Origin of the sequence: Vibrio sp. VGrn 2 (assembly GCF_009361695.1) — a bacterium.
Classification (GTDB): domain Bacteria; phylum Pseudomonadota; class Gammaproteobacteria; order Enterobacterales; family Vibrionaceae; genus Vibrio; species Vibrio diabolicus.
In genome coordinates, this window is record NZ_RBWD01000001.1 from 1 (window position 1) to 22,640 (window position 22,640).

The 22,640-nt window shown below is 45.2% G+C and carries 22 protein-coding genes and 13 tRNA genes; 7 read left to right on the plus strand and 28 right to left on the minus strand.

Annotated features, from left to right (window positions below):
- Positions 1-50: 50 nt before the first annotated feature.
- Positions 51-127 (plus strand) — tRNA-Asp (locus tag D8S93_RS00005).
- Between the two features lie 558 nt (positions 128-685).
- Positions 686-2,122 carry an NAD-dependent succinate-semialdehyde dehydrogenase gene (locus tag D8S93_RS00010; protein WP_193621559.1) on the plus strand — a complete coding sequence of 479 codons (1,437 nt, stop codon included), beginning with the start codon at positions 686-688 and terminating at the stop codon, positions 2,120-2,122.
- 283 nt (positions 2,123-2,405) lie between these two features.
- On the opposite strand, the gene D8S93_RS00015 is transcribed toward D8S93_RS00010, so the two are convergent.
- The 16 genes from D8S93_RS00015 to mutY all read right to left on the minus strand — a co-directional run bounded on the left by D8S93_RS00015 (position 2,406) and on the right by mutY (position 8,552).
- Positions 2,406-2,481, minus strand: a tRNA-Asn gene (locus tag D8S93_RS00015).
- 15 nt (positions 2,482-2,496) lie between these two features.
- A tRNA-Thr gene (locus D8S93_RS00020) sits at positions 2,497-2,572 on the minus strand.
- 40 nt (positions 2,573-2,612) lie between these two features.
- Positions 2,613-2,688, minus strand: a tRNA-Asn gene (locus D8S93_RS00025).
- Between the two features lie 22 nt (positions 2,689-2,710).
- Positions 2,711-2,786: transfer RNA gene (locus D8S93_RS00030), tRNA-Thr, on the minus strand.
- Positions 2,787-2,839: 53 nt separating this feature from the next.
- A tRNA-Phe gene (locus tag D8S93_RS00035) sits at positions 2,840-2,915 on the minus strand.
- 233 nt (positions 2,916-3,148) lie between these two features.
- On the minus strand, positions 3,149-4,774 hold the full coding sequence (locus tag D8S93_RS00040; protein ID WP_046875116.1) for a methyl-accepting chemotaxis protein: 1,626 nt from the start codon (positions 4,772-4,774) through the stop codon (positions 3,149-3,151).
- A gap of 316 nt (positions 4,775-5,090) precedes the next feature.
- A tRNA-Asn gene (locus D8S93_RS00045) sits at positions 5,091-5,166 on the minus strand.
- 38 nt (positions 5,167-5,204) lie between these two features.
- A tRNA-Phe gene (locus D8S93_RS00050) sits at positions 5,205-5,280 on the minus strand.
- Positions 5,281-5,287: 7 nt separating this feature from the next.
- A tRNA-Thr gene (locus tag D8S93_RS00055) sits at positions 5,288-5,363 on the minus strand.
- A gap of 70 nt (positions 5,364-5,433) precedes the next feature.
- Positions 5,434-5,509: transfer RNA gene (locus tag D8S93_RS00060), tRNA-Asn, on the minus strand.
- Between the two features lie 55 nt (positions 5,510-5,564).
- Positions 5,565-5,640: transfer RNA gene (locus D8S93_RS00065), tRNA-Phe, on the minus strand.
- Positions 5,641-5,647: 7 nt separating this feature from the next.
- Positions 5,648-5,723, minus strand: a tRNA-Thr gene (locus tag D8S93_RS00070).
- Positions 5,724-5,789: 66 nt separating this feature from the next.
- A tRNA-Phe gene (locus tag D8S93_RS00075) sits at positions 5,790-5,865 on the minus strand.
- A gap of 100 nt (positions 5,866-5,965) precedes the next feature.
- A complete protein-coding gene (mltC, locus tag D8S93_RS00080) occupies positions 5,966-7,105 on the minus strand; it encodes a membrane-bound lytic murein transglycosylase MltC (RefSeq protein ID WP_005393998.1) in 1,140 nt (379 codons plus the stop codon).
- A 78-nt stretch (positions 7,106-7,183) separates the two neighbouring features.
- Positions 7,184-7,456 carry an oxidative damage protection protein gene (locus D8S93_RS00085; protein WP_005381002.1) on the minus strand — a complete coding sequence of 91 codons (273 nt, stop codon included), beginning with the start codon at positions 7,454-7,456 and terminating at the stop codon, positions 7,184-7,186.
- A 19-nt stretch (positions 7,457-7,475) separates the two neighbouring features.
- Entirely contained in the window at positions 7,476-8,552 is a 1,077-nt protein-coding gene (gene mutY / locus D8S93_RS00090) for an A/G-specific adenine glycosylase (RefSeq protein ID WP_074191812.1), read from the minus strand.
- A gap of 203 nt (positions 8,553-8,755) precedes the next feature.
- Between mutY and trmB the strand changes: the two genes are divergently transcribed.
- The 3 genes from trmB (at position 8,756) to glsB (ending at position 11,540) form a co-directional block, all read left to right on the plus strand.
- Positions 8,756-9,475, plus strand: a complete 720-nt coding sequence (gene trmB / locus D8S93_RS00095) for a tRNA (guanosine(46)-N7)-methyltransferase TrmB (protein WP_006743099.1) — start codon at positions 8,756-8,758, stop codon at positions 9,473-9,475.
- A 17-nt stretch (positions 9,476-9,492) separates the two neighbouring features.
- On the plus strand, positions 9,493-10,521 hold the full coding sequence (locus D8S93_RS00100) for a TRM11 family SAM-dependent methyltransferase (RefSeq protein WP_047008836.1): 1,029 nt from the start codon (positions 9,493-9,495) through the stop codon (positions 10,519-10,521).
- A 98-nt stretch (positions 10,522-10,619) separates the two neighbouring features.
- On the plus strand, positions 10,620-11,540 hold the full coding sequence (glsB, locus tag D8S93_RS00105; protein ID WP_005393987.1) for a glutaminase B: 921 nt from the start codon (positions 10,620-10,622) through the stop codon (positions 11,538-11,540).
- A gap of 60 nt (positions 11,541-11,600) precedes the next feature.
- Here the strand turns inward: glsB and hemW are convergent, their stop codons facing one another.
- The 7 genes from hemW to D8S93_RS00140 all read right to left on the minus strand — a co-directional run bounded on the left by hemW (position 11,601) and on the right by D8S93_RS00140 (position 16,654).
- A complete protein-coding gene (gene hemW / locus D8S93_RS00110) occupies positions 11,601-12,779 on the minus strand; it encodes a radical SAM family heme chaperone HemW (protein ID WP_152811537.1) in 1,179 nt (392 codons plus the stop codon).
- Between the two features lie 18 nt (positions 12,780-12,797).
- On the minus strand, positions 12,798-13,400 hold the full coding sequence (locus D8S93_RS00115) for an XTP/dITP diphosphatase (RefSeq protein ID WP_085342619.1): 603 nt from the start codon (positions 13,398-13,400) through the stop codon (positions 12,798-12,800).
- A gap of 118 nt (positions 13,401-13,518) precedes the next feature.
- A complete protein-coding gene (locus D8S93_RS00120; protein ID WP_152811539.1) occupies positions 13,519-13,950 on the minus strand; it encodes a DUF4426 domain-containing protein in 432 nt (143 codons plus the stop codon).
- 126 nt (positions 13,951-14,076) lie between these two features.
- Positions 14,077-14,367 carry a DUF167 family protein YggU gene (gene yggU / locus D8S93_RS00125; protein ID WP_005393980.1) on the minus strand — a complete coding sequence of 97 codons (291 nt, stop codon included), beginning with the start codon at positions 14,365-14,367 and terminating at the stop codon, positions 14,077-14,079.
- Positions 14,367-14,924 carry a YggT family protein gene (locus D8S93_RS00130; protein ID WP_152811541.1) on the minus strand — a complete coding sequence of 186 codons (558 nt, stop codon included), beginning with the start codon at positions 14,922-14,924 and terminating at the stop codon, positions 14,367-14,369. Before D8S93_RS00130 ends, yggU begins: the two co-directional genes overlap by 1 nt.
- Before the next feature lie 52 nt (positions 14,925-14,976).
- Entirely contained in the window at positions 14,977-15,795 is an 819-nt protein-coding gene (gene proC / locus D8S93_RS00135) for a pyrroline-5-carboxylate reductase (RefSeq protein ID WP_047008834.1), read from the minus strand.
- A 157-nt stretch (positions 15,796-15,952) separates the two neighbouring features.
- Positions 15,953-16,654: a YggS family pyridoxal phosphate-dependent enzyme gene (locus D8S93_RS00140; protein WP_054575409.1), complete on the minus strand. Its 702-nt coding sequence runs from the start codon at positions 16,652-16,654 to the stop codon at positions 15,953-15,955.
- Positions 16,655-16,682: 28 nt separating this feature from the next.
- Between D8S93_RS00140 and D8S93_RS00145 the strand changes: the two genes are divergently transcribed.
- Together D8S93_RS00145 and D8S93_RS00150 are read left to right on the plus strand one after the other, a co-directional pair.
- Positions 16,683-17,723: a type IV pilus twitching motility protein PilT gene (locus D8S93_RS00145; RefSeq protein ID WP_005381015.1), complete on the plus strand. Its 1,041-nt coding sequence runs from the start codon at positions 16,683-16,685 to the stop codon at positions 17,721-17,723.
- Positions 17,724-17,743: 20 nt separating this feature from the next.
- On the plus strand, positions 17,744-18,850 hold the full coding sequence (locus tag D8S93_RS00150) for a PilT/PilU family type 4a pilus ATPase (protein WP_152811543.1): 1,107 nt from the start codon (positions 17,744-17,746) through the stop codon (positions 18,848-18,850).
- A 61-nt stretch (positions 18,851-18,911) separates the two neighbouring features.
- Here D8S93_RS00150 and ruvX read toward each other — a convergent pair whose 3' ends face one another.
- The 5 genes from ruvX to endA form a co-directional block, all read right to left on the minus strand.
- On the minus strand, positions 18,912-19,337 hold the full coding sequence (gene ruvX / locus D8S93_RS00155) for a Holliday junction resolvase RuvX (protein WP_005381017.1): 426 nt from the start codon (positions 19,335-19,337) through the stop codon (positions 18,912-18,914).
- Positions 19,338-19,371: 34 nt separating this feature from the next.
- Positions 19,372-19,935, minus strand: a complete 564-nt coding sequence (locus D8S93_RS00160; RefSeq protein ID WP_005393973.1) for a YqgE/AlgH family protein — start codon at positions 19,933-19,935, stop codon at positions 19,372-19,374.
- Between the two features lie 128 nt (positions 19,936-20,063).
- A complete protein-coding gene (gene gshB, locus D8S93_RS00165; RefSeq protein WP_005393972.1) occupies positions 20,064-21,014 on the minus strand; it encodes a glutathione synthase in 951 nt (316 codons plus the stop codon).
- A 13-nt stretch (positions 21,015-21,027) separates the two neighbouring features.
- A complete protein-coding gene (gene rsmE, locus D8S93_RS00170; RefSeq protein WP_005393970.1) occupies positions 21,028-21,759 on the minus strand; it encodes a 16S rRNA (uracil(1498)-N(3))-methyltransferase in 732 nt (243 codons plus the stop codon).
- Between the two features lie 116 nt (positions 21,760-21,875).
- Positions 21,876-22,571 carry a deoxyribonuclease I gene (gene endA / locus D8S93_RS00175; protein WP_005393967.1) on the minus strand — a complete coding sequence of 232 codons (696 nt, stop codon included), beginning with the start codon at positions 22,569-22,571 and terminating at the stop codon, positions 21,876-21,878.
- Positions 22,572-22,640 lie beyond the last annotated feature (69 nt).

Sequence of the window (22,640 nt, forward strand, 5' to 3'; positions counted from 1 at the left end):
AGGCTTTAAATTTTGGACACTTGCTGATTACAAGCGAGTGATACCACTGCGGAGTGGTAGTTCAGTTGGTTAGAATACCGGCCTGTCACGCCGGGGGTCGCGGGTTCGAGTCCCGTCCACTCCGCCATTTATATTAAGCCCCAGTCGAAAGACTGGGGCTTTTTCGTTAATGCAAGTATATTTCTCCCTTCGTTCGAATGACTCCCGCAGAAGGCCTACTCGTAGCCCGGATCCGCTGCCACTTTTGAAAGACTAAGACTTTTGGTATCTGTAGTGCCAGCTTTCTCTGTAACCGAGTTGCACAATTCTAGTTGAATGTAATCTTGCCCATTTCTCTACAGATTCGAGCCTATAGTAAATGCTGGAGACCGATGAATCCGCATGAGCTAGCTCGTAGTCTGCATTCTTGTCACTGCGTATTTCGTTAACGCTCCTCTCTAATAAGAGTTTTCTACTGCTACTTCGCAAATATTCATCGTTCTAGTGTTCTTGATAGTCCCTAGGAGAATGGATTGCTGGAGTTTGTTACCGCTAGTCTGATTTAGTCATTGGAAGAGAATGAGCGTCTAGACTGTTAAGAGAGTAAAGTCATTCGAACATTCATGTCTTTTAGAAAACTTTGTTTTCTTTGCTGATCTTGCTAGTAACGATTAACCTAAGAGGAGTTCTCGTAGGAGTAAGTTTGATGATGCAACAAATAAAAAATGAAACCTTGAAATCCGTATTTAAGCAATGGTCTTCCGAAGAGGGAATTGTGGTCATCAACCCTGCAACTGAGCAAGAGTTAGTTCGGTTAAAGCCTAGTAGTCTAGAGGAGTTAGATACTCTCATTGGTCAGTGCAAAACTGAGCAAGTTCGTTGGGCAAAGTTAAGTGCCAAAGAGCGCTCTCGTCGCTTGAAAAAGTGGTATCAATTACTCCTTGATAATGCAGAAGACATTGCCACAGTTATTACCTTAGAGCAGGGAAAACCATTAACCGAGAGTAAAGGAGAGGTGATGTATGGCGCCTCTTTTGTCGAGTGGTTCTCAGAAGAAGCCAAACGTGCTTATGGCGAAGTTATACCTGCCCCCACGACAGATCGACGTCTGTCTGCTATTCGCCAGCCTGTAGGGGTATGCGCTGCAATTACGCCGTGGAACTTCCCTATTGCGATGATTACAAGAAAAGCAGCACCAGCCCTGGCGGCAGGCTGTGGTATGCTGATTAAACCCTCTGAGCTTACCCCTCTTACTGCAATTGCTGTTGTTGAATTAGCTTATCAGGCAAGAATCCCAAAAGAACTGCTTCCTGTGGTGGTATCAGAGCAGGCAGCTGAGTTTGGCCAAGTACTAAGTACTGATCCTAGGATTAAGAAAGTTTCTTTTACGGGCTCTACGCGAGTCGGGAAGATTTTGATGAAACAAGCCAGTGACTCTGTCAAAGCGGTTTCGATGGAGTTAGGTGGTAATGCACCTTTTATTGTTTTTGAAGATGCAGATTTAGATGCGGCTGCGGAAGGGCTTGTCGCTTCGAAGTTTCGTAATGCAGGGCAAACATGTGTTTGTACCAATCGGCTGTATGTTCATGAAGGTGTAAAACAAGTTTTTATTGAAAAAGTATTGTCGAAGTTAAGCAAATTACAGCTTGGTAATGGTTTAGAGAAAGGTGTCACATTAGGTCCTGTTATTACGATGGCTTCTAAACATCGCCTAGAGGCAGTGATCGACCAAGCCGTACAAGAAGGAGCTTCTATTGCCAACTCTCCACAGAAACGCTCTGGGCGCTTTATGGAGCCCGTTCTTTTGGATAGCGTCAAGCAGCATATGTCGATTGTTCAGCAAGAGCTATTCGGGCCTGTGTTACCTATTATTACCTTTGAGAATGATGAAAAAGTTCTCGGAATGGCGAATGACACAGAGTATGGTTTGGCTTGTTACTTCTACACGAATAACTTCAAGCGTATTGTTGCTTTCAGCGAAGGTTTGGAATACGGCATGGTTGGTGTCAATGAGGGGATTATTTCTACTGAGGTGGCCCCGTTTGGAGGAGTGAAAGAGTCAGGAGTTGGCCGAGAAGGTGCGAAACAAGGGCTCGATGAATATTTGGAGACAAAGTATATATGTCTCGGTGGTTTAAGCTGAGTTGGTTGATTTAAGCAAAAAGCTGGGTTTTACCTGGCTTTTTTGATCTGGGAGATGTGTGCCACCCACTATGATTATTATTTATTGCTGAACATTGCTTATGGTGGGACTATCGATAGAAAGCAGAGTTGTTGGTGAGCAGATATTCCACTCTAAGTTAAGCGATGCCTTCAAGGTAATGATCTAAACTCTGATTTTCTTTCCTGAGTGACATGAGTAGAAAAGAGTTTGACTTTAAACCAATGCAAAAAAGCCGTATCAAGAGATACGGCTTTTTCTAATATGGCTCCTCCTACTGGACTCGAACCAGTGACCTGCGGATTAACAGTCCGTCGCTCTACCAACTGAGCTAAGGAGGAACAAATTTTAATAAGTGGTGCCGACTACCGGAATCGAACTGGTGACCTACTGATTACAAGTCAGTTGCTCTACCTACTGAGCTAAGTCGGCACATTTTCGTTAATAAGTAATCGACTTACTAACTGAAAAATGGCTCCTCCTACTGGACTCGAACCAGTGACCTGCGGATTAACAGTCCGTCGCTCTACCAACTGAGCTAAGGAGGAATTGTCTTTTTAAAAGAATAAATGGTGCCGACTACCGGAATCGAACTGGTGACCTACTGATTACAAGTCAGTTGCTCTACCTACTGAGCTAAATCGGCACACTATATTCTTTAACTATTGTTCGTGCTAAGCACCAACAATTAATAAATTGTGGTGCCCGGAGGCGGAATCGAACCACCGACACGAGGATTTTCAATCCTCTGCTCTACCGACTGAGCTATCCGGGCGACGAGGTGTATTAAACGGTTTTTCGGCTCTTAGGTCAACCATAAAATTAAAATAAAATATCGTTTGATGAAAATGTGCTCGGAGTGGGCTGTTTTTATGCATTTTTGATAAAAATCCGCCATCAACTAAGCTTTCTTTAATGGAGAAATAGGAGCTTGAAAGTAGAGTAAATGGATAAAAACAAAAAAAGCACGCTTGAAAACGTGCTTTATACTAAACAATTGACTTTAACCTAGTGCTTTACAGAGAACTTGTTTACCCAACCTTCTAGCTCATCCGCCAGCGAAGCTAAACTTTGAGTGCTTGATTGACTCTCCGTTACCACAGAGTTGAGCTGGCTTCCGCTTTCCTCGATAAGATTGACGCGAAGCGCAATATCATCGCTAACCTGAGTTTGTTCGGCTGCTGCAGTCGCGATCTGCTGACTCATTGCGGTGATAGATTCTAACGCCGTTACAATTTGCTGCAGAGCTTCAGAGGCATTCTTAGACTCTGTTACTGTGCCCTCACTGGTTTCTGCACACACTTCCATTGTGTGAATAGCGTTACGGGAACCTTCTTGCAGGTTGGAGATCATATGCTGAATCTCTTTAGTGCTATCTTGTGTTCGGCCTGCCAGGTTACGCACCTCGTCGGCAACAACGGCAAAGCCTCGACCTTGCTCTCCGGCACGTGCTGCTTCAATGGCAGCATTGAGTGCGAGTAAGTTTGTTTGCTCTGCAATATCGCCAATTACATCGAGCACTTTCACTATACTATTTACATCCTGATCTAGATCGGCGACCGCTTTACTTGCAGTATTTAATTGAGAAGCCAAACCTTGAATGTTTTCAACAGTACTGTGAATCAGCTTCTGAGTATGCTGACTTTGTTTATCGGCTTCGTCTGTGTTGTTTGCTGTATCACTTGCCGAGTTGGCAACATGGTTGGCTGAAGATGCCATTTCAGTCATAGCAGTGGCAATCATTGCTGTTGACTGCTGCTGGGATACGGTGAGATCGGCAATCGTATTTGAGCGTGATTCTACGGCAGATAACTCAGCGCGCAGTGCGTGCATGGATTTCTCAAGGTTTGTCACCATGGTGGCTAGTGATTGACTCATATCTTGCACCGCACGATAGATACTTCCTCTCGGCGCCACTGCATCAAAACTGGTCTGAATGTCGCCTTGTGCGACAGCTTGAACGGCTTTGCGCACATCGTTTGGCTCTCCACCAAGTAGATTGAGCATCTTGCGAATCGAGATAATCAGGCCACCGAGAATACTCCCCGCGATAACTAAACACAGTACAAGCTGCCATTGGGCGGTAGCCCAGAAGCGAGCATTCACCTCATTAAAACCGATCCCTGTACCTACAACCCAGCCCCAATGTGGTGTTTTCTCGGCAATAGAGTGTTTTTCTTCAATGCTTCCGTCGGCCTGCTTTTGACTCCAAGTATATTCGACGATTTGACCTGTTTTGCGCCCCAAAACATCTAAGATAAGTTGGCCGACGCTGTTGCCATCTCCATCACGAAAGTCGTGAAAGCTTGTTCCATGTAATTGAGGGTCAAGCGGAGCTGCAACAAAAATCATGTTCTCATCTGCGACATAAACGTATTCGTTGTCTTTGTAGATATTATTACGAAGTAGGCGAGTGGCTAATGATTTCGCTTCGTCCTCTGGCATTTTGCCTTCGATAGCCATTTTTTCTACTTCGGTAAGAATGCTGTACGCACTTTTGAATAGCTCAGTAACCCGAGCTTTGTTATCAAGGTTACTTGCGACGCGAAGTGTCCATAAGCCCGTTGCGGTCAGTGCTAGGAGTGCTAGCAATATGATCGCAGATAATAAATAGGCTTGAGTTTTTAGTTTCATATTTGGCTCACAAATAAAGTGTCATCACTATGCAAGGCATAGCTAAAAGAAGAAATGTAATAACTCGGGCATCTTAGTGAAGATGAATATGAGCGCATACTAGTGCGTATTGAAATTATGATGAGGATTAAATTTTTAGCGTAAAATAAGTGTTTTTTAGAGATTGGGCTTAATATTTTGCGATGCTAGAAACAGAGAAACAGAGAAACAGAGAAACAGAGAAACAGAGAAACAGAGAAACAGAGAAACAGAGAAAATGAAATGAACGTAGGGCAGATGCCAAAAAGCCGCATCAAAAGATGCGGCTTTTTAAAAATGGCTCCTCCTACTGGACTCGAACCAGTGACCTGCGGATTAACAGTCCGTCGCTCTACCAACTGAGCTAAGGAGGAATTATTCGTGTATCGTGTTTAGCAATGACACCAAATAATGGTGCCTCGAGGCGGAATCGAACCACCGACACGAGGATTTTCAATCCTCTGCTCTACCGACTGAGCTATCGAGGCAAAAGAATGGTGCCGACTACCGGAATCGAACTGGTGACCTACTGATTACAAGTCAGTTGCTCTACCTACTGAGCTAAGTCGGCACACTTTATTCTTTTTAGAAGAGATGAACTCTTCGTTTTAAGAATCTCATTCATATGAAATTCTTGAAGTTGGCTCCTCCTACTGGACTCGAACCAGTGACCTGCGGATTAACAGTCCGTCGCTCTACCAACTGAGCTAAGGAGGAACTATTCTGTTTTGTGTCTTGCCAATGATTTAAAATTAAGCAAGCGCACCAAATATGGTGCCTCGAGGCGGAATCGAACCACCGACACGAGGATTTTCAATCCTCTGCTCTACCGACTGAGCTATCGAGGCAAAAGAATGGTGCCGACTACCGGAATCGAACTGGTGACCTACTGATTACAAGTCAGTTGCTCTACCTACTGAGCTAAGTCGGCACACTTTATTCTTTGTGCTTTTGTCCGTGTTATAACATTTCGTTAAGACACCAACAAATCAAATTGTGGTGCCCGGAGGCGGAATCGAACCACCGACACGAGGATTTTCAATCCTCTGCTCTACCGACTGAGCTATCCGGGCGACGGAGCGCTATTAAACGGATTTTCCCGCTTTGCGTCAACCACTTTTTTTAAATAATTTCAAAAAAGTGCTTGTTCGAACGCTTTTTATTCAACTATCACTACAAAGTTTGCTTTGAGTTAAATTCCTTTTTGAAATTTGTAACTTTTTCTAGGTAACGACGTGCTTCTGCGTTCGGGTGTTTCTTAGTTAGTGCCCAATAAACTTGGTTGGGTTGCAACGAATTAAGATCTTGCATTGCGCGTTTGCGATCGCTGCGATGGAATGTGTTTAAAACACCTCCAGTACCACCATTGTAAGCGGAAATCATACTGTACTCGAGAGAGGTAGGGTGATGGACTTCTCTTAAATAACGATTTTTTAAGATGTAGAAATACGCAGTACCGGTATCGATGTTGTTTTCTGGATTAAACAAATATTCAGGGCTTGGTTGGCCTGAGCGCTTTTTCACGAGCTTGAATACGTCCCGACCGGCGGTTTTAGGTACAACTTGCATTAAGCCATACGCATTTGCCCAACTTACTGCGTACGGGTTGAAGCTGCTCTCGGTTTTAATAATGGCGTATATCAAATCTTCTGGAATATCGTATTTCTTAGAAGCTCGGCGCACGATATCGGCGTATTGGTAGCTGCGTGTTGAAAAATGGTCTTCAACCATGGGGATTTCGACGTAATACGCTTTCTTGAAATCAACGTCTTTGGTCTTGATCTTGTTTGCGATGAGATACTCCGCAAATCGGTTTGCCCGCCAAGACCACTGAATTGGCTTATTGTCTTGATCGACAACTTGTTTATACAGAAATGGTTGCCCTTCTAACGTGATTCCTTTTGAGGAGAACAAGTCGACGTGAGCTGGATCGTCTGGCGTGAGTAAGGTAGTGACAATCGCCTCTTTGAGGTGCTTTTGGGGCTCGGTAGGTGATACGGTTTCAATCGTGATCACGCCTTTGCGAAAGTCGACCTCGGCACGGCTAAGGTAGTTATCGATATATTTGACGTAATTACTTTTGCCTGCGTACTTAATTTCTTTTTTACCCCAGCGCTTTTGAATATTACCAGAGAAACTATTGATCAGGGCATCTAACGCGGCGGTATCTTTTTCAAATTGTCCAGGTAGCTCAGCTAAGTTATTGGCAAAACGGTTTGTGGGCTCGTAGTTGACGTCATAAATCTTTTCGACGAATTCACGGCTACAGCCAGCCATTAAAAGTGCGGCAGCAATAAAGACAATTTTTTTCATAAGTATCAGGGCTATTGAAGGTAATAGAAAAATGACACCACAAGTGGTTGTGATGTCATTGTTTTAACTCAAGCGACTTTATTCGCTCGGCGGTGTGTAACCTTCGATATGAACGTCTTTTCCTTCAAAGAGGAAGTTTACCATTTCTGTTTCGATCAGTTTTCGGTGCTCTGGATCCATCATGTTGAGTTTCTTTTCGTTGATCAACATGGTTTGTTTGTGTTGCCACTGAGCCCACGCTTCTTTCGAGATGTTGTCGAAAATGCGTTTACCTAGTTCACCAGGGTAAAGTTGAAAGTCTAGACCTTCGCCTTCTTTTTTTAGTCGAGCACAAAATACAGTGCGGCTCATAATGACTCCTTGTATTCAATTAACGAAGTTCGTGGGGTAGCGCTTCCAGCAATAGTTTTACTGGCGCGGCTAAACCGACTTCTTCAGGTTTAGATAAGTTATACCAAAGACCTTTGTTGCCTTCCATTATCACGTCCGGTTGCTTTGATAAATCAATCAAAATTGGCGTGATATCGAGGTGGTAATGGCTAAAGGTATGGCGAAAGGTAATCAGGGTTTGCTGCTGCTTGATATTGCTGGCTTGAATGCCACGTTGATCCAGTAGCAATTCAATGTCGCTTTCTACATCTACATGTTCGGTTTGTGGGAAGCAAAATAAGCCACCCCAAATGCCTGTTTGTGGTCTTTGTTCTAACCACACTTCATGACCATTTTCGGTGTTGTGGTGAAGCATTACAAAACGAGTTTGCTTGATTGGCTTGTCTTTTTTCGGTTTTTTACCCGGGTAGTCGAGCACATTGCCTTGTTGTTTTGCCACACACAGATCCGCAACAGGGCAGAGGCTACATTTGGGTTTGCTGCGTGTGCAGACCATTGCGCCCATGTCCATCATTGCCTGGTTATACTTATCTACGTCCGTTTGTGGGGTATGCGTTTCGGCAATTTCCCACAGCTGGTTTTCAACCTTTTTTTGTCCTGGCCATCCTTCGACTGCGAAACAGCGGGATAGGGTGCGCTTCACGTTGCCATCAAGAATCGCATGTGGTTGTTTATACACAGACGATAAAACGGCGGCTGCGGTAGAGCGGCCAATCCCCGGTAAGGCGTTCATTTTCTCTATATCAAGAGGAAACTCACCATTGTATGTAGAGGCGACCTCTTGTGCTGCTTTGTGAAGGTTACGGGCTCGGGCGTAATACCCTAAGCCAGTCCAAAGGTGCAGGACTTCATCTTGCTCAGCATTGGCAAGATCGATCACGGTTGGAAAACGCTCCAAGAAACGTTGGTAATACGGAATAACCGTAGTGACCTGAGTTTGCTGAAGCATGATTTCAGACAACCAGACACTGTATGCGGTCTTATTTTGTTGCCACGGAAGATCTTTTCTTCCATATGCGTCATACCATTCTAGGATGGCATTGGCGAAAGGTGTCACGACTTGCTCTGTATTCTATTATTGGTTAGGTGCAAAATTGCACCACATAATGGGCAAGAAGTACAACGGATAAACAGTAGGGATATAAAGAGGTGTGCTATTGCTTTTGGGCTGCCATAGGCCAAGAGCTCAACAAATACTTGCACCTCAGTAAATTCTTTGGATAATCCCCGCTTTGATTAATCAATGTGCAGGCAAAATCAATGAGTGAAGTAACCACTAACGAATACAACGAAGACGGAAAGCTGATCCGCAAAATCCGCAGCTTTGTGCGCCGTGAAGGGCGTTTGACTAAAGGTCAAGAGAGCGCGATGAATGAATGCTGGCCAACGATGGGTATTGACTTCAAAGCTGAACTTCTCGATTGGAAAGAAGTGTTTGGTAACGACAACCCTGTTGTACTAGAGATCGGTTTTGGTATGGGTGCTTCATTGGTTGAAATGGCAAAGAATGCACCAGAGAAGAACTTCATTGGTATCGAAGTACACAGCCCGGGTGTTGGTGCTTGTCTTGCGGATGCGCGTGAGGCGGGAGTTACTAACCTGCGTGTGATGTGTCACGATGCGGTAGAAGTATTCGAACACATGATTCCAAACGGCAGCCTATCGACACTGCAGTTGTTCTTCCCAGACCCTTGGCACAAGAAACGTCACCACAAGCGTCGCATCGTTCAATTAGGTTTTGCTGAAATGGTTCGTGAGAAGCTGATCCCTAATGAAGGTATTTTCCACATGGCGACAGACTGGGAAAACTACGCAGAGCACATGATTGAAGTGATGAACCAAGCGCCAGGTTTCGAAAACATTGCTAAAGATGGTGATTTCGTTCCTCGTCCAGACGACCGTCCTTTAACGAAGTTTGAAGCTCGTGGTCACCGTCTTGGTCACGGTGTGTGGGATATCAAATATAAGCGTATCGCGTAACTAGAGGAGTTCATGGGATGTACCATTACGCGATATTAGCGAATCCGGGTCATAACCGAATTTACTTTGATAGCGCAATGACCATTGCCTGTTCAGAGCTAAAAGCAATTTTAGCTTCACAAGGCGTGGATGTGACAGAAATTGGTAGTAAAGAGGTTGGCTTACCTGCAGCGTTGGTGTTTTCTTGTCAGGAAGCTCTAAGCGATGAGCAGACGCGAAGAATCGCAGCCTCTTCGATTTACTATGCACTATTTGAAGTGCGCGAAGATGGTTTACTTCGACCAATTCAAGCGCCAGCGTTCAATACTTTCCCGGAAAGCATGAGTCAGATTCTGCGTTATACCGGGAAAACAAACGAGCAGTTTACTCGCTTGATGGTGAATATCGGCATTAGTGCGTCCAATACGGGAAGTAAACAACTGACCTTAATGGATCCAATGTGTGGTAAAGGTACAACCTTGTTTGAAGGCTTGATCCATGGTTTGAACGTGGTGGGGGTAGAGATCAATGCCAAGTGGGTGCAAGAGATCCAGACCTTTATCGTTAAGTTCATGAAGAATGGCCGCTTTAAGCACAAAGTGAGCAAAGAAAAGCGCACTGCGGGTGGCAAGAAAGTGGCGGATGGTTTCGTGGTTGAAGCTGCAGCAAATAAAGAAGATTACAACCAAGGCAATCTTCAGTTTATGAAGCTGTATTCGGCTGATACTCGTATCGCTGATCAAGTCGTGAAAAAGAACTCAGTTGATGTGATGGTGTCTGACTTGCCTTATGGTGTGCAGCACGGCAGCAAAAATGCCAAGGACAGCAAACTGAACCGCAGCCCACTAGAGCTTTTAAAAGAGGCTCTGCCTGCATGGAAAGTGGTACTGAAAAAACAAGGTTCAGTGGTGTTGTCTTTCAATGAATTTACGTTGAAATGGAAAGACGTCGCGGCATTATTTGAAGAGCAAGGTTGGAAGGTACTTTCAGAAGAGCCTTACATCGGTTATCTTCACCGTGTTGATCAATCTATCAACCGCAATATTATTGTGGCAGTAAAACCATAATCGACTTGAGTCGAACGAACCCTATGGAAAAGCCAACGACACGTTGGCTTTTTTTACCTCTGAGCTCAACGAGTTCTCTTGTAAATAGAAGGTAGAGAATGAAACCGACAGTGGAAATTTTGACAGATATTTTGGCGGAAGTGCGCCCTTTAATCGGCCAAGGCAAAGTGGCTGATTACATTCCTGCTCTGGCAAAAGTACCCAGCAACAAGTTAGGTATTGCGGTATACACCAACGAAGGTGAGGTTATTAAGGCGGGCGATGCCGATGAACCTTTCTCTATCCAATCTATTTCAAAAGCATTGAGCTTGACGTTAGCGATGTGCTTGTACAAGCAAGAAGAAATTTGGTCTCGAGTGGGAAAAGAGCCTTCGGGGCAGGCATTTAATTCGCTAATCCAGCTAGAAATGGAGCAAGGTATTCCTCGCAATCCTTTTATTAATGCTGGAGCGATAGTTGTGGCGGATCTGTTGCAAACTCGCTTATCTGCACCTCGTCAGCGCCTATTGGAATTTGTACGTCAGCTTTCTGGTGATACTCATATTGTGTATGACAAAGTCGTCGCGGCATCCGAAATGATGCATGGTGATCGGAATGCGGCGATTGCATATCTCATGCGCTCGTTTGGTAACTTCGAAAATGAAGTAATTCCAGTGCTGCAAAACTACTTCCACGCTTGTGCACTGAAGATGAGCTGTGTCGACTTGGCTAAAACGTTTAGCTATTTGGCAAATAAGGGCACATCGGTACAAACGGGTAAGCCCGTTGTTTCTCCTGTGCAAACCAAACAACTTAATGCACTGTTAGCAACGTGTGGCTTGTATGATGGCGCGGGCGAGTTTGCTTATCGCGTTGGTATGCCTGGTAAGTCTGGTGTTGGTGGTGGCATTATCGCGGTAGTACCTGGTGAAATGACCATTGCAGTATGGTCTCCAGAGCTTGACCCTTCAGGTAACTCCCTTGCTGGTACTAAGGCGCTTGAATTGCTATCGGAGCGAATTGGCCGTTCGATTTTCTAATGTTGAATGTTCTATATAAAAAGCCTCTCAATTGAGAGGCTTTTTTGTTTTTGGGCTGCGTTACTCTTCGCTTTCTTCGGCCATAAAGGCTTCGAGCAAGTCATTAAGGAAGAGCTTCCCTTTTTCAGTAATTTGCCAATGAGTGGCGGTTTCACTCAAGTAGCCCATTTCTAACGCCCAATCAATCGTTTCTTGAATCGTACTGAGCGGCAAGCCTGTGGTGTCCACGTAATCTTGCTTCGGGCATGCTTCCATTAAGCGGAATCGGTTCATAAAGAACTCGAATGGACGATCTTCATCCGCGACGACATGTTCCGTATGCAGATAAGGTTTGACCATATTTTTATAAGCCGCTAAATAGCCACGCGGGTGTTTTACCTTTGTCGTTCGAATAATACGTCCGTCGGTAAAACTGAGTTTGCCATGAGAGCCACAACCGATACCAAGGTAATCGCCAAAGCGCCAGTAGTTGAGGTTGTGCTGACACTGATAGCCCGGCTTGCTGTAACCCGAGATTTCATATTGCACATAACCCGCGGCTGAAAGTTTTTGGTGTCCGAGCTCGAAAATATCCCACAAGTCATCATCGTCAGGTAGCGTTGGTGGCTTGTAGTAGAACATGGTGTTTGGCTCGATGGTCAGCTGATACCAAGACAGGTGCGGCGGTGCCAACTCAATCGCTTTGTCCAAATCTGCCAAGGCTTGTTCGATGCTTTGATCTGGTAAGCCGTGCATGAGATCGAGGTTAAAGCTGTTCAAACCGATTTGGTGCGCCAGCTTAGCAGCATTGACGGCTTCGTCTTGGCCGTGAATGCGCCCCAAACGCTCAAGCTTCTGTTGCTCAAAGCTTTGCACGCCGATAGAGATACGCGTTACACCAGCTTTGCGGTAGCCAACAAAACGCTCTGCTTCGATGGTGCCTGGGTTAGCTTCCATGGTGATCTCAATTTCTGGCTTAAACGGAATACGCGCTTCAATGCCCTTAAGTAGACGCTCGATGCCTTCTGCCGAAATCAAACTCGGCGTACCACCACCAATGAAGATTGAATGCAGTGGACGTGGCACTTCGTTAAGGCGGTATTTCTCAATGTCAGTATCTAAATCTTCTAGAAGAGCATTGATGTACTCTTCTTCTGGAATCTCGGTTTTGAGCGCGTGAGAGTTAAAGTCGCAATACGGGCACTTTTGTACACACCAAGGGATGTGTACATACAAGCTGAGTGCTGGGGGCGTTAACATGGTCTAATTCGCTCGTGATTACTGAGACACTTGCTCAGACAGTTGAGCAAACAACGACTTGAGCGCTTTACCGCGGTGAGACAGTTGTTTCTTACGTGCAGGTTCAAGTTCGGCTGACGCACAGTTGTTTTCAGGAACAAAGAAGATTGGGTCGTAGCCAAAGCCATTTTCACCGTGTGCTTCAGTTAGAATTCGGCCTTCCCATTTACCGTGACAGACGATAGGCGTTGGGTCGTTCTCGTGACGCATGAGGACTAATACGCAGTGGAAACGTGCTGTACGTTCTGCTTCTGGTACGCCTTCCATTGCCGCTAGCAATTTTTCTAGATTCTCTTGATCAGATGCGCTCTCGCCTGCGTAACGTGCAGAGTAAATGCCCGGAGCGCCTTTTAAGAAATCGACTTCTAATCCAGAGTCGTCTGCAATGGCAGGAAGCCCTGTTTCTTGTGCGGCATGGCGAGCTTTAATGATTGCGTTTTCAATGAACGTTGTGCCCGTTTCAGCTACTTCCGATACATTGAATTCACTTTGCGCTAATACTTCAAAGCCGAAGTCAGACAACAAATCTGCCATTTCACGAACTTTGCCTTGGTTACCAGTTGCTAGCACAATTTTTTTCATGGGAATCTCTTTTAATAGTGATAGAGGAGAACAAATCGTTCTCCTCTAGATATTCTTTAACTAATAAGTGGTTTTTAGCCTGCTTAGATCCAAAAGCTTTTGGATCATCACAACCCAATTACTCTTCAACATAAAACTTCTGGGTGAATTTAAGCTTACCTGAGCCTTTGTTTCCAGCTTTTACGTCAATATCGAGAGTAAAAGTTTCTTCGTGGGTAATTGGCAGTTCGGCTAAATAGTATATCGCATTGCCTTCTTTGACTTCACGAAAGGACAAGGTCTGAGTTTGGCCGATGAGGTTTTTCGCGCGTCCAGCAATTTTTGCTTCTAATGCAGGTTTACCCAATGAAGCTCTATCTAGCACGCTAATATTAACCACAGCGAGGTATCCATTACGCTTGATATCGTAGCTACGTGCGACTTTCGGTGTTAAGAATGTCGAGTTAAACGCGACATAGTGTACTTCGATATCTTTCATATTTTTAAACTGATCGGCGAAGCTTGGTAACGACAATAGGCTGATCAGTAATGCGGTAATCCATTTGCTCATTGTTACTTCCTCAAAGCACTTGTTATAAAACAACCATAGCCGCAATTTACCTTGGTCACGGGATAAAAATGCGAACTCAGTCATTGGTACTAGTAAGTGTGGTACAAAATTGTAAATAAAAAGCCATCATAAGATGGCTTTAATTTCTGTCGGTATCTGGGTAGGCGATTCTATCCGAATTTGTTTGTGCCGTCCTAATTCACCTTTTTCTATGTGAACCAAACCCTTAGCGATTTTAAACTGCTTGGCTAAGAACTTAGTTAGGTGCGCATTAGCTTTGCCATCGACAGGTGGAGCAGTAATGGCGATTTTGAGCTCTTCACCATGCAAGCCAACAATTTTATCGCGGCTTGCTTTAGGTTGAATATAGAGCTTTAGGATGATGTCCTCGCCATCTTGCCAAACTGCGGCTGACATTATAACTGGAACCAAATTGGACCAATGATATCACCCATCAAGAAGTTCGCGAACTGCAAGCCGATAAACAGCACCAGTACGCTCAAATCAAGACCACCAATAGCCGGAATAATACGACGGATTGGTGCGCACATTGGCTCGGTTAATTGATGGAATACGTACTCGATAGGACTGCGACCTTGGCTTACCCAGCTCAAAATTGCACGGATCAATAGTACCCAGAACAGCAGACCTCCAGCGGCTTTGATTAATGATAACAAGCCCAAGAACAAGAAATCAGCGCTGAAAGAGACGGAACCGTTCGAAGCTATCAGGATCAGAACGACAAATTTAAGCACACACAACACGTAGGCAAACAACAGTGTTGCTAGGTCAATATTCCCCACGGATGGGATAATGCGGCGCAGTGGACCAATGACCGGCTGAGTCGCTTTTACTATGAATTGCGAGAATGGGTTGTAGAAGTCTGCGCGTGCAGCTTGCAACCAAATTCGCAAAATTACGACCATGATGTACAGGTCAAATAGGGTTGAGATGAGAAAACTCATTGAATTCATAAGGTACCCTTAACAAGTGATGGATGATACTAAACGGAGTTCATCCAAATAATTAAAACAGTTTTTCCATTTCTTCCGCGCGAGCCACAGCAGCTTGCATGGCTTTAGCAACAATATCTGAAAGTTGATGTTCGTTGAATGTACGCAGTGCTTCTGCCGTTGTCCCACCTTTCGATGTCACGTTCTCACGCAGGGTCGATAGCTCAGTTTCTGGGTTGCTAACCACCATACTGGCCGCGCCCAATGCAGCTTGCTGAACCAATAGTCGAGCGGTGTCTTTATCAAAACCTTGAGCAATCGCTTCTGCTTGCATCGCCTCCATAAACAGGAAGAAGTATGCCGGAGCACTGCCTGCTGCGGCAATCACATTATTGATGCCAGACTCTTGCTCAACCCAACATACTTTACCGACCGCTTCCATTAACTCTGCAGCAAAAGCTTTGTCTTGCTCAGTTACATGGGCTGGTGCGAATAAACCACTCATGCCCAACCCAAGTTGTGATGGCGTATTTGGCATAACACGAACCAAGTTCAATTTGGTGGCTAGCATATCATCCAATCGTGAACAGTTGATGCCAGCGGCAATAGAAATCACCAGTTTATTAGTGAAATCGATCGCTTGCAGTGGTTTACAAACATCAGCCATCATTTGCGGTTTCACAGACAATACCACCACATCCGCTTCGGTCGCTGCTTGGATGTTATCGCTGGTGGTACGGATGCCAAAATCTTGTTCTAGCGGAAGACGGCGAGCCTCTGAAGGAGCTGTCGCGGTAATGTTTTGCGCTGGGTATCCGTTAGCAACCAAGCCAGAAACAATGGCTCTTACCATGTTGCCAGCACCAATGAAGGCGATTTTTTTATGTTCCATTTGTCTGATTTCCATCATGATATTTAGAGTTTGTTGTGCGCTCAGGTGTATAATGGCGCCGCTGTTACTTACTGCTCCTATTGGCGAGTAAGATGATTACGCGATTTACTCTTTAATTTAACGACGAATTTATGTCGCTAGTGAGCGTTTTGTTGATTTAGCTGTAGTCTCGCGCGCCGAAAATAGCGGTTCCAATACGAACCATTGTACTACCAGCTTCGATTGCAGCGGTCATATCACCACTCATTCCCATTGATAATGTATCGATTTCTGGGAACTGAGCTTCGAGTGTTTGCTTCAATGTGGCCAACTTCTGAAACTCATGAAGTTGTGATTCGTAGTCAGACACGTTGGCAGGAATCGACATCAACCCTCTTAAAGTGAGGTTGGGTAGGCGAGAAATCAACTCCGCCAGCTCGAATACTTCCGCTTCGGTGACACCAGACTTAGATGCTTCACCACTGGTGTTAACCTGAATCAGAACTTGTAGCGGTTTAAGTTCGCTTGGACGCTGATCATTCAGGCGTTGAGCAATCTTGGTTCGATCTATGGTGTGAACCCAATCGAAATGTTCGGCAACAAGTCGCGATTTATTCGACTGAATCGGGCCAATGAAGTGCCATTCGATTCGATTATCTGGATAATGCTCGGCAAAGTGCTGAACTTTACTGACGCCCTCTTGGACGTAGTTTTCACCAAAGGCGGTTTGTCCCGCTTGGTAGGCTTCGAGAATTGCCTCGACAGGTTTAGTTTTGCTTACCGCTAGAAGTTGCACTGACTCTGGAGTTCGACCACATTTTTGCTCGTCATATCGAATTTGAGAGGTGATATGTTCAATATTTTGTTGAATACTACTCATAGCTGTACTTTAGACTTAAGGATTTTAAATGGATATCACTGAGTTACTGGATTTTAGTGTAAAACATAATGCCTCGGATCTACATCTTTCTGCAGGTGTCCCACCAATGGTTCGTATTGATGGGGATGTGAGAAAACTAGGCATTCCAGCGTTTACACACCAAGAAGTGCATCGTTTGGTTTTCGAAATCATGAACGATGCCCAACGCAGTGAGTTCGAAGAAAAACTCGAAGTCGACTTCTCTTTTGAGTTGCATAACGTTGGTCGTTTCCGTGTCAACGCTTTCAACCAATCTCGTGGCTGTGCGGCAGTATTCCGTACCATTCCAAGTAGCATTCCAACTTTGGAAGAGCTGGAAGCTCCCGAGATCTTCAAAAAAATTGCGAACGCTGAAAAAGGCTTAGTTCTGGTTACTGGCCCAACAGGTTCTGGTAAATCGACGACCTTAGCAGCCATTGTTGACTACATTAACCGTAATCACAACAAGCACGTACTCACAATTGAAGATCCGATTGAATTTGTTCACAACAACAATAAATGTTTGATCAACCAGCGTGAAGTACACCGTGATACGCATAGTTTCCAAAACGCACTGCGCAGCGCATTACGTGAAGACCCGGATGTTATTCTGGTTGGTGAGATGCGTGACAAAGAAACCATCAGTCTTGCGTTAACGGCGGCGGAAACGGGGCACTTAGTGTTCGGCACGTTACACACTAGCTCAGCGGCAAAAACCATTGACCGTATTATCGATGTGTTCCCTGGCAGTGATAAAGACATGGTGCGCTCGATGCTTTCTGAATCCCTTCGTTCGGTTATCGCGCAAAAGTTATTGAAACGTAATGGTGGTGGCCGTATTGCATGCCATGAAATCATGATGGCAACGCCTGCGATTCGTAACTTGATCCGCGAAGACAAAGTCGCGCAGATGTATTCGATCATTCAAACTGGTGCGGCTCACGGCATGCAAACCATGGAGCAAAATGCTCGTCAGTTAATGGCACAAGGTATGGTCGCTCGTGAAGAGGTCGATAGTAAGATCGGGTTAGAAGTGCAGCAATTCTCGTAATACGTAGGTGAACACGGAAGATGGATCTAGATAAATTTCTCGAAGGCATGCTGGCGCTGAAAGCGTCGGATCTTTACATCACGGTTGGAGCGCCAATTCTATTTCGTGTGGATGGCGAATTGCGACCACAAGGTGAAAAACTCACCGAGAGTGATGTAGCGGCATTACTCGACAGTGCTATGGAGCCAGATCGGCGTCAGGAATTTCGTAAAAGTCGTGAGTCGAATTTTGCCATTGTGAGAGATTGTGGCCGCTTCCGTGTTAGTGCCTTTTTTCAACGCGAGTTACCAGGCGCAGTGATTCGTCGTATTGAAACCAATATTCCCAACTTTGAGCAATTAAAGTTACCGTTAGTGTTGCAAGATTTAGCGATAGCCAAGCGTGGTTTGGTGCTGGTGGTTGGTGCTACTGGGTCAGGTAAATCCACCACAATGGCGGCAATGACGGGCTATCGAAACAGCAACAAGACGGGACACATTTTGACGGTCGAAGATCCGATCGAATTCGTGCATGAGCACAAGCGCTGTATCGTGACTCAACGCGAAGTTGGGTTAGATACGGAAAGCTATGAAGTTGCGCTTAAAAACTCGCTGCGCCAAGCGCCAGATATGATTTTGATTGGAGAGATCCGTAGCCGTGAAACAATGGAATACGCGATGACATTCGCTGAAACAGGCCATTTGTGTATGGCAACTTTGCACGCCAACAACGCCAACCAAGCCTTAGAGCGCATTCTTCACTTGGTACCGAAAGATCAAAAAGAACAATTCTTGTTTGATTTGTCGATGAACCTAAAAGGTGTGGTTGGTCAGCAGCTGATCCGAGATAAGAATGGGCAGGGGCGTCATGGTGTGTTTGAGATCTTGCTAAATAGCCCACGAGTATCTGATTTGATCCGTCGCGGAGATTTGCATGAGTTGAAGTCAACCATGGCTCGCTCAAATGAGTTTGGTATGCTGACGTTCGATCAATCTCTTTATAAGTTGGTGATGCAAGGTAAGATCAGCGAAGAAGATGCGCTGCACAGTGCCGATTCGGCGAATGATTTGCGCTTGATGTTGAAAACACAGCGTGGCGAAGCATTCTCTACGGGCAGTCTTGCTAACGTTCAGATCGATATGGATTAAGCGTGTTTAGACGAAAAAAGGTTGGCACTTGCCAACCTTTTCTTGTTTTGAGTATTGTGTTTTATTCACCCCAGAGGGCTTCAAACCAGCTTTCTAGAATCACCACCGCTGACTGGCAGTCCACATTCCCTTTCGATAGGGCTTTGTAGCCGCCCATGCTGAACAACTCCGCACGAGCTTCTGCTGTAGATAAACGCTCATCATGCAGTTCAACAGGTAAGCCGTATCGGCCTTGCAGACGCTTAGCAAATTTTCGTGCACGAGGGGTTATGGTCTCAAGGTCTTTGCCATGAAGATCAGTTGGTAAACCGACCACTAGCAAATCTGGCTGCCACTCTTTGATTTGCTTTTCGATATCGTCCCAATTTGGAATACCGTCATTGGCTTTAAAGGCTTTTAATGGGGAAGCTGTACCAGTAATTTCTTGGCCAATAGCGCTACCAATGCTTTTGGTTCCAAAGTCAAAAGCCATAATTGTGCGTGACATAAGGTGTCTCTATCTAATGTAACTGTATTTCGGACTAAGCATGTCCAGAGTCTGCTGAAAGATGACTGGGGTCGATGCCCAGCTTTTCGACCGCTTTCTTCCAACGCTCGTTGATTGGTGTATTAAAGATAATTTCAGGCGTCGCTTCAATGGTGAGCCAAGAGTTTTCGACCAGCTCATTTTCTAATTGGCCTGCACTCCAACCTGAGTAGCCAAGTGCCACTAAGTAATCACTTGGTTCTGCTTCTGTTCCTAACACCGAAAGAATATCACGTGAAGTGGTTACCGCGAGGTCATCGGTCATTTGAACGCTGGACTCGTAGTAATCTTTAGGTTTATGCAGAATAAAACCACGATCTTCCGAGATTGGGCCGCCATTGTAGACTGGTCTATCTAGGCTGGCTTCAAATAGGCGCGGGTGTACTGGCTGAACTTCCACCTGCTTGAGCATGTTGCCGACGGTGATATCAACAGGAGCATTGATCATCAACCCCATAGCGCCGTCTTCGTTGTGCTCACAAACGTAGATCACGCTGTTTTGAAAGTACGGATCTTTCATCCCAGGCATGGCAACTAAAAAGTGATTTGTGAGATTCATACTCATATTGACCCTTAACTCTCGTAAATGCCCCTAAGCAAACATCATACAGTTTACCATCTAGGTATGTGCATGAGTTTGCTTAAGTTAATGTACTACGCTCTCTATTAACTGTAATACAGTTTGAGTTATTCGCCTTTTACTCGACGCTCAATCGCATCCATCAGTTTGCCAGTGATTGAGATGTCAAAAGCCGCTTCAATTTCACGAATACAGGTTGGGCTGGTGACGTTGATTTCCGTTAGCTTATCGCCAATTACGTCAAGGCCAACAAAGATAAGGCCTTTTTCTTTCAGTGTAGGAGCCACAGTTTGAGCAATCTTAATATCGGTCTCGCTTAGTGGTCGAGCCTCACCTGTGCCACCAGCTGCAAGGTTACCGCGCGTTTCACCTTTTGCAGGAATACGAGCTAGACAGTAAGGCATTGGTTCACCATCTACGACTAAGATACGTTTGTCACCGTTGCTGATATCTGGCACGAAGGTTTGCGCCATTGCGTAGTTTTGACCGTGGTTGGTCAGTGTCTCGATGATTACAGAGACATTAGGGTCGTTTTCTTTTACGCGGAAGATAGATGCGCCGCCCATACCATCAAGCGGTTTTAGGATGACATCACCATGTTTTTCACGAAACTCTTTAATTTTCTCTGCTTTTCGCGTCACGATTGTCGTTGGTGTCAGCTCAGGGAACCACGCTGTAAACAGTTTTTCATTACAATCACGTAGACTTTGAGGTTTGTTAACGATCAGTGCACCTTGTTCTTCTGCACGCTCAAGGATGTAAGTCGCGTAGATGTATTCTGTGTCAAACGGAGGATCTTTACGCATTAGTACAGCGTCTAGCTCAGACAGTTTGATCGTTTGCTCTGATTTGAACTCGTACCAACCGTTTGGATCTTCTTTTAGTTCCACCACTTTAGTATCTGCAATAGCAACGCCTTGATCGAGATGCAGATCATTCATTTCCATGTAGTGGATTTCATAGCCGCGTCGTTGCGCTTCAAGCATCATGGCAAAGCTAGAGTCTTTTTTGATGTTAATGGACGAAATTGGGTCCATCACAATGCCGAGTTTGATCATTATTTTTCTCCGTTTAACCAAGATCGCCGAAACGAACTTGTAAGGCTGTAATTGCTGTCAGAGCCGCTGTTTCGGTGCGCAGAACGCGAGGGCCGAGTAGCGTTTCTTCAAATTGATATTCTCGAGTCATCTCGATCTCTTCAGACGATAAACCGCCTTCAGGGCCGATCAGTAGGCGCACTTTCTCAACAGGTGTTGGCAGTGTGTTGATTGAGTAGTTAGCACGAGGATGAAGATTGAGCTTTAAGCCATCGTACTCTTCTTTACACCACTCTTCCAAGCTCATAATTGGACGAATTTCTGGAACGACATTGCGTCCACACTGCTCACAGGCACTGATGGCGATTTTTTGCCATTGCGCGAGTTTTTTCTCAAAGCGCTTTTGGTCAAGCTTGACGCCACAACGTTCGGAAATCAGAGGTGTGATGGTATTGACGCCAAGTTCCACTGACTTTTGGATAGTGAACTCCATCTTATCGCCACGTGAAATAACTTGACCAAGGTGCAGGTCTAAAGGGGATTCAATACTGTTTTCTACACGCTCGGTAATGTTAACCAAAACCGTCTTTTTGCTGACTTCACTGATAACCGCTGGGAATTCTGCGCCGCTGCCGTCAAATAGGAGAACGTCTTGGCCTTCTTTCATGCGCAGAACACGGCCGATATGGCCTGCTGCGTCGTCACTTAAAGCAAGTGAGCCAAGTTGATGAATGGTTTCTGGATGATAAATTCGAGGGATACGCATGAGATTTCCAGCAAGAGAATAAACTTAAACCCTAACATGGATGCTTTAAACCGAAAAAACAAGGGGCAAGAAGCGTTTCAATATCAGTTATTGAAACGCTTCAAGGTAGAGGAGCACTAGAGTGCGCGACAGGCTTTTTGAACAAATGGGTTATGATTGCCTTGTACTTTGGCAATGCGCTCGTCACGCTCACATTCCCATTTATCGACTGGGTAGGTTTTGTTCCAAGCACTCATCAACTGCGTTTGCTGTTTTGATAATTTAAAGCCGTACTCTTTGCTCATGTATAGGTAGGTACGAGCAATCGAACCTCGAGCACGGTCTGGTGGCATGACTTTACGCTGCTTAAAGTTCACTTGCATCTCACAGCGACCATAACTCACGCCATCGACGCCGTTCCATTGGCTAAAGTTGTAGTTCGAACGGTCACCGTTTACTTCACCAATAGCAGGGGTTAGGTTGTGCAGGTCTGCTTCCATCAAGCGAAAGGTTTTGTCTTTTTTCTTGCAGTTTTTACGTCCGCCATCTTGCCAGCATTGACGCTGGTGGCCAAATTGCCACGCAGGTACAACGTGCTCCCATTCGATTCGTGCGGCCCGCTTTTCCTGTTTACGGACTTGGTAACCGCAAGAGGCTAAATCTGGGGAGCCTTTTTTGCCTTGCCATTGAATGTTGCAGCCACAGTAAAAGCTCGTTGGATGGTCTTGATAAATTTTTACCGCCTCACGTTTGGCGGCAGAGAATGAACTTGGTGGCGCGGCAACCGCAGTGCTAGAAAGCGCGATAAGTAACAGAGAGAATAGGTATTTCATGATTAAAGTCTTTATAAAGTATGACTTTATTCATGATAACACGCATAAAATGGCTTTAGTGATGAGTAA

What these genes read in the sequence shown, in the direction of transcription:
- D8S93_RS00010 (WP_193621559.1), top strand. Translation starts at nt 686, where the DNA reads ATGATGCAACAAATAAAAAATGAAACCTTGAAATCCGTATTTAAGCAA.
- D8S93_RS00040 (WP_046875116.1), bottom strand. Translation starts at nt 4,774, where the DNA reads ATGAAACTAAAAACTCAAGCCTATTTATTATCTGCGATCATATTGCTA.
- mltC (WP_005393998.1), bottom strand. Translation starts at nt 7,105, where the DNA reads ATGAAAAAAATTGTCTTTATTGCTGCCGCACTTTTAATGGCTGGCTGT.
- D8S93_RS00085 (WP_005381002.1), bottom strand. Translation starts at nt 7,456, where the DNA reads ATGAGCCGCACTGTATTTTGTGCTCGACTAAAAAAAGAAGGCGAAGGT.
- trmB (WP_006743099.1), top strand. Translation starts at nt 8,756, where the DNA reads ATGAGTGAAGTAACCACTAACGAATACAACGAAGACGGAAAGCTGATC.
- D8S93_RS00100 (WP_047008836.1), top strand. Translation starts at nt 9,493, where the DNA reads ATGTACCATTACGCGATATTAGCGAATCCGGGTCATAACCGAATTTAC.
- glsB (WP_005393987.1), top strand. Translation starts at nt 10,620, where the DNA reads ATGAAACCGACAGTGGAAATTTTGACAGATATTTTGGCGGAAGTGCGC.
- hemW (WP_152811537.1), bottom strand. Translation starts at nt 12,779, where the DNA reads ATGTTAACGCCCCCAGCACTCAGCTTGTATGTACACATCCCTTGGTGT.
- D8S93_RS00115 (WP_085342619.1), bottom strand. Translation starts at nt 13,400, where the DNA reads ATGAAAAAAATTGTGCTAGCAACTGGTAACCAAGGCAAAGTTCGTGAA.
- D8S93_RS00120 (WP_152811539.1), bottom strand. Translation starts at nt 13,950, where the DNA reads ATGAGCAAATGGATTACCGCATTACTGATCAGCCTATTGTCGTTACCA.
- yggU (WP_005393980.1), bottom strand. Translation starts at nt 14,367, where the DNA reads ATGTCAGCCGCAGTTTGGCAAGATGGCGAGGACATCATCCTAAAGCTC.
- D8S93_RS00130 (WP_152811541.1), bottom strand. Translation starts at nt 14,924, where the DNA reads ATGAATTCAATGAGTTTTCTCATCTCAACCCTATTTGACCTGTACATC.
- proC (WP_047008834.1), bottom strand. Translation starts at nt 15,795, where the DNA reads ATGGAACATAAAAAAATCGCCTTCATTGGTGCTGGCAACATGGTAAGA.
- D8S93_RS00140 (WP_054575409.1), bottom strand. Translation starts at nt 16,654, where the DNA reads ATGAGTAGTATTCAACAAAATATTGAACATATCACCTCTCAAATTCGA.
- D8S93_RS00145 (WP_005381015.1), top strand. Translation starts at nt 16,683, where the DNA reads ATGGATATCACTGAGTTACTGGATTTTAGTGTAAAACATAATGCCTCG.
- D8S93_RS00150 (WP_152811543.1), top strand. Translation starts at nt 17,744, where the DNA reads ATGGATCTAGATAAATTTCTCGAAGGCATGCTGGCGCTGAAAGCGTCG.
- ruvX (WP_005381017.1), bottom strand. Translation starts at nt 19,337, where the DNA reads ATGTCACGCACAATTATGGCTTTTGACTTTGGAACCAAAAGCATTGGT.
- D8S93_RS00160 (WP_005393973.1), bottom strand. Translation starts at nt 19,935, where the DNA reads ATGAATCTCACAAATCACTTTTTAGTTGCCATGCCTGGGATGAAAGAT.
- gshB (WP_005393972.1), bottom strand. Translation starts at nt 21,014, where the DNA reads ATGATCAAACTCGGCATTGTGATGGACCCAATTTCGTCCATTAACATC.
- rsmE (WP_005393970.1), bottom strand. Translation starts at nt 21,759, where the DNA reads ATGCGTATCCCTCGAATTTATCATCCAGAAACCATTCATCAACTTGGC.
- endA (WP_005393967.1), bottom strand. Translation starts at nt 22,571, where the DNA reads ATGAAATACCTATTCTCTCTGTTACTTATCGCGCTTTCTAGCACTGCG.